A 5,041-nucleotide genomic window follows, 5' to 3' on the forward strand; every position below is an offset into this window, starting at 1 on the left:
CAGTATATGGTTTCTGTTTTGGCGGCGGCTCTCCCTAACTCAACTCTCTCATAGAATCCATTTGTCAATAGGGTTTGAGACGCGCTAACCCTGGTTATATCAAGACAGACGAATTACGAATTATTTTAATACCTTGCAATAAAATACGACTGAGCGTGCCAGTCTTGAGCTTGTTAGCGGATAGACTGTAATTCTTCAGGAGACATTTTATCCAAATTTTTTAAAATAAAACTCATCCTTTCTTGAGACTTTAGTTGTTGGCGGTGGACAAGCTGCTAGGGTAATCGGAATCGATACCATGTCATTAGCCTTCATTGAATTTCTTAAATTGTAGTGCGATCGCGCTGTAATGAAACAGCACGATCTTTTCCCAAAGAACGTTTCTACTTATTCCCGCACAATAAACCAAACCGAACTAACCCGCGCTCATAACCGCGACGCATCAACCCCAGTGATAACGCCCCTTGAATGGTAGTCCAACCGGCATTGAGTAAGCCCCAAAGTGCTTGAGGAGTGAACGCCGAATCAATTACTACATTCCAAAAGGGGGCGACAGCAGTTGACCAATCAGCGGTGCGAATATTGTTTAATGGAAGTTGACGGGCGATCGCTTCATACTCTGGTAAAGAAATCACATAAGGCAAACAATACACCCGATAAATATCCTGCAAATGCTTTTCCTCATCTGCCGTCAGTGGTGACTTATCAGTCGCTCGATGACACCAAGTCACCATAATTAACTTGCCGCCAGGTTTCAATACCCGATAACATTCCTGGAGAAACTTAATTTTATCTGGCATGTGTTCGCCGCTTTCCAGCGACCAAACCAAATCAAAAGAATTATCAGCAAAGGGCATTGCTTGAGCATTAGCGACCTGAAACTGAGTTTTCAGACTCAAATTCGCTTCCGTTGCGCGTTCCGTTGCTCTGGCAGCTTGCACAGGACTCAAAGTAATTCCTGTAGCCTTAGCATTAAACTTTTCTGCCAGGTATAAAGAACTGCCACCAATGCCACAACCCACATCGAGGATATTTTCTGCTGCTTGTACCCCCGCCCAATTGAGCAGTTCCTCAATTAAATCAATTTGCGCTTGCCGACGGTCTTTTTTCTCACTACCATCAGCCCCGTAGTAGCCGTGGTGCATGTGTTCCCCCCAAATCTGTTCCCACAGACCAGAGGAAGCATCGTAGAACTGCTGAATTTGCTGGTAAAGTGTTGCACTCATGAAAAAAGTAGTATTGAGACGAAATAGAATTCAAAAAAAACATACAGGTAGGCTATCATGTATTTTTTTAATTAAATAAGGGTATTTTTACTTCCAAAGAAGGTAAACCGAGATTTATCCTCCTTGGAGAAATTTCAAATTAATCCTGACGCTACCAAGCGTTTAGAGCGTGGTTCAGCAATGGTTGTTATTGGTTGCAATAAAGATATTAATCGTTTGCCGATTTAAAAAAGTTAGGAGTTATGCCGCGTGCAACTTTTACTCAAACCTAACCTCCAACCCCTTTTAATAGAGAATAGACTTATTGCAAAAGTCAAAAACCCTCACCCTAAATCCCTCTCCTAAGCTTGGGAGAGGGACTTTGAAATTCGCTCCCCCTACCAAAATTGAGAGAAGCAGGGTGGTTTCATACAAGCAGAGAAAAACTAAAACTGGGTTTCAAAGCCTCTCCCCCCGTGGGGGAGAGGAATGGAAGTGAGGGAAAAAGCCATGCCACTTTCACGAAAAATCAAGACTTATGTATTTTTCTTTTTTCGTATGAAACCACCCTGCTACCAAAATTGAGAGAAGGGGTTGGGGGATGTAGCAAGACCCCGCAGGGTGGGCAAATTTTACATTTTTGCAAATCGCCTTGACTCTGAGTTTATTATTGTTCGGGACTTGTTGAAGTGGATTGTGGTTCAGCTGAGACAGGCACATCGCCGGGGTTCGCGGGCGTTTCTGGTTGATTTGGCGTCTGTGGCTCAGGTGTTTGGACTGTAGAATCTGAACTCTGAGAAGGAGTAGCTGTTTGACTGGCTTGAGGTTGCTGTTGCCCACTTTTTTGGGCAATTTGCTGCATTAACTGCTCAATTTTCTGGGCTTGTTCAATGTTGCCTTGCTCGCGATATTCATTGTGAGCGCGTTTCAAGACTCCGCTGGCTTTTTTGAACTCACCCTGATTATATAAAGTTACTCCCAAGTTATAGTAAGCTGAGGCACTTTTTGGATTTAGGCGAATAGCTTGCCGATAAACAGAAATAGCCTCAGAAGCTTGACCATGCATTGCTAGCAAATTTGCCATATTGCTGTAAGCTGCGGCATTTTTAGGATCTAGCTTCAAAGCTTGGCGATAAGTAGCGATCGCAGGCTCGATTTGACCTTGTTGTTGCAAGGCGATCGCTAAGTTAAGATAAGCATTGGCATTGCTGCTATCTAGATTAATTGCTTTTTGGTATGCAGCGATCGCTTCTTCTAACTTTCCTTGTTCGTACAGCAACAAACCTAGATTGTACAGTGCTGCCACCCTTGTGGGATTTATCACTAAGCTCTGGCGATAAGCCGTAATCGCTGCATCCTTTTCTCCTTGTCGGTGCAACACTAACCCTAAGTTGTAATAAGCTTCGCTAAAATTAGGATTAACTTTAATCGCCTCTGTATATTCTTGTAAAGCTATATCCAAGCGATTTTGCTCCATAAATATATTACCCAGATAATTCCGTGCTGCCTCAAGGTTAGGATCTCGCTGCAACGCTTGGCGAAAGGCATATTCTGCACCTTGTAAGTCTTGGCGGTTATAGCGCGTGACTCCCCGCTGGAAAAAGCTAGCCGCTTCAAGATCCTGAGAAATTGCAGTTTCTGCCAGCAGCTTGCTGACTGGGAAATTAGTAATTGTCGGTGCAGCCAAGAGCAAAAATGCAGAACAACCACCGAATGTTACCTGACAAAATAAATTTAACCAATGAGAAAATGGGTATTTTTCAGACATTAATAGCAGACCTGTACTTATTTTTAACTCCTCATAAGTCAGAGTACCCACCACGAAAGAAAAAATTCCAAATTCTCAACTTTGAACTCTTGTACAGACGCGATTAATCGCGTCTGTACTCCTAACTTCCCACTTCCACAGCTGACGGCAAAATTAGCATGGCATCACCGAATGAATAAAAACGATATCCAAAAGCGATCGCTTCATTGTATATATTCAATAATCGTTGTCTGCCAATTAGCGCACTTACCAACATCAATAAACTAGAACGCGGTAAGTGAAAATTCGTAATTAAACCATCCACTACCCGCCATTGGTAGCCAGGATAAATAAATAAGTCTGTTTTTCCGCAAAACGGTTGTAAATTACCAGATTGAGCCGCCCCTTCTAAAGCCCGTACTGCCGTTGTTCCCACAGCAATAATTCGACCGCCAGCAGCTTTAGTGGCGCGGATTTGCTCTACTGTAGCGGCAGGAACTTCAATCCATTCTTCATGCATCTGATGGGTAGTTACGTCCTCTACTTCCACAGGGCGAAATGTGCCGACACCAACGTGTAGCGTCACAAAAGCTCGATCGATTTTGCGATCGCGCAACTCTTGTAATAATTCTGGGGTAAAGTGTAATCCTGCCGTCGGAGCTGCGATCGCTCCTGGCTGTTTGGCATAAACTGTCTGATACTGCTCATCAGCTGCTTCTGAGCTAGTGATGTACGGTGGTAACGGTACTTCACCAAATACCTCTAACAGTTGCACCAAAGTCTCTCCCTCCGGCACATCAAATTGCAACAAACGCCCTCCAGTTGCGGAATCTGTTTCTAGAACTGTAGCCGTTAGCTGGGGGTTGGAGACTGGGGAAGAATCTTTATAATCCCCAATTCTTAATTGCCTTGCTTCAAAAACAATCTTCGTTCCCTGTTTGAAGCTTTTTCCTGGCTTAACTAAAGCTAACCAACAATTATGCTGCCGTTCTTCCAAGAGCAACACCTGGATTTTAGCACCAGTGGATTTATGACCATAAAGCCGCGCTGGAATGACTCTTGTATTGTTCATAACCAACAAATCACCAGAGCGCAACAGTGTGGGCAAATCATGGAAAATGTGGTGTAGGGGTGCTGTTTCGGTGCTTGAAGTGGGAGAATCAACTACTAGTAACCGCGAACTATCTCTCGGAACTGCTGGATTTTGGGCAATGAGTTCTGGAGGTAGTTTGTAGTCATAGCTAGCTACCGAGCAATCTAATTCCAAATCTTTTTCTTGTGGGCTAAAACTATCTTTCAAATTGGCTTATACTAGTTTTTACTTTATTTAGTATTTATACTCTCTTAAAAAAGCTGGTTTAAGCTTTCCCTTATATTGGAACTTTAAGGCATCTTTGCTCAGTTTGGTTGCAAGGCTATAAGATTGTTACTATTAAGTAACACGGAAAAATTAACATAAAAATTGGGTAAACCTCCCCATCTAAAAACGGGGGCTTTTACCCTACCGGGAACAGGCACTGATTGACCAATATAGATATGTAGCATTGGCTTTGATCCCAAGCACCAACAAACATGGAATACTTGTACTACCTGGCAAATGCCAGTCTAACTCTGAGGGTCGTTCAACACCTCCACGCTAGACCCCAGACACCAGTTTCGTTCGTCACCGTAATTCATCAAATTGATGGCTGGGTGGTTAGGATCAAACTCAAAGGTCAAGTCTCGCCCCAAGAAGATGGCGACTTTCGGGCTTTTCTAAATGAATTAGGAATTAGCTACGAACCGCCAATGAGGGTGCAAATGGCACTTTGGAGTTTGGAAGCCGGACAGTGCCCTGTGGATGTGATGCGTCGCTATCAGGTAGCGATCGTTTCTCATGGTAGCCCAGAGAGAGACGAAATTGAAGCGTTCCGGCAACAGTTTGTCCGGGGCTTAGGTTACTGTCCAGAAACTTTGGCGTGATCCTATTTGGTTGTAACGCCACTACAAAATTATTGGTCATTGGTAATTAAGATATTTTATCTATTACCAATTAACCATTATCAATTGAAGAGTCGAAAGCTGCCAGAATGTATTCTTGCAGCTTAAA

Annotated in this window: 4 protein-coding genes and 1 pseudogene; 2 read left to right on the forward strand and 3 right to left on the reverse strand. The window is 43.4% G+C overall.

The genetic code is table 11. The features are described 5' to 3' along the window. Window positions 1–383 precede the first annotated feature (383 nt). Window positions 384–1,226 carry a methyltransferase domain-containing protein gene (locus V7K41_RS11035; RefSeq protein ID WP_334848017.1) on the reverse strand — a complete coding sequence of 281 codons (843 nt, stop codon included), beginning with the start codon at window positions 1,224–1,226 and terminating at the stop codon, window positions 384–386. A 129-nt stretch (window positions 1,227–1,355) separates the two neighbouring features. On the opposite strand from V7K41_RS11035, the pseudogene V7K41_RS11040 reads away from it, so the two are divergent. Then, window positions 1,356–1,454: pseudogene (locus V7K41_RS11040) on the forward strand (TrkA family potassium uptake protein); the annotation flags it as partial. A gap of 418 nt (window positions 1,455–1,872) precedes the next feature. Here the strand turns inward: V7K41_RS11040 and V7K41_RS11045 are convergent. Beyond that, a complete protein-coding gene (locus V7K41_RS11045) occupies window positions 1,873–2,973 on the reverse strand; it encodes a tetratricopeptide repeat protein (RefSeq protein WP_334848019.1) in 1,101 nt (366 codons plus the stop codon). 121 nt (window positions 2,974–3,094) lie between these two features. Next, on the reverse strand, window positions 3,095–4,252 hold the full coding sequence (gene queA / locus V7K41_RS11050) for a tRNA preQ1(34) S-adenosylmethionine ribosyltransferase-isomerase QueA (protein WP_334848020.1): 1,158 nt from the start codon (window positions 4,250–4,252) through the stop codon (window positions 3,095–3,097). Between the two features lie 272 nt (window positions 4,253–4,524). Between queA and V7K41_RS11055 the strand changes: the two genes are divergently transcribed. Next, window positions 4,525–4,914, forward strand: coding sequence for a hypothetical protein (locus V7K41_RS11055; protein WP_012412259.1), 390 nt, complete (start codon window positions 4,525–4,527; stop codon window positions 4,912–4,914). Window positions 4,915–5,041 lie beyond the last annotated feature (127 nt).

This window comes from Nostoc sp. (genome assembly GCF_036917415.1).
In the GTDB taxonomy this organism is placed as follows: Bacteria; Cyanobacteriota; Cyanobacteriia; order Cyanobacteriales; family Nostocaceae; genus Nostoc.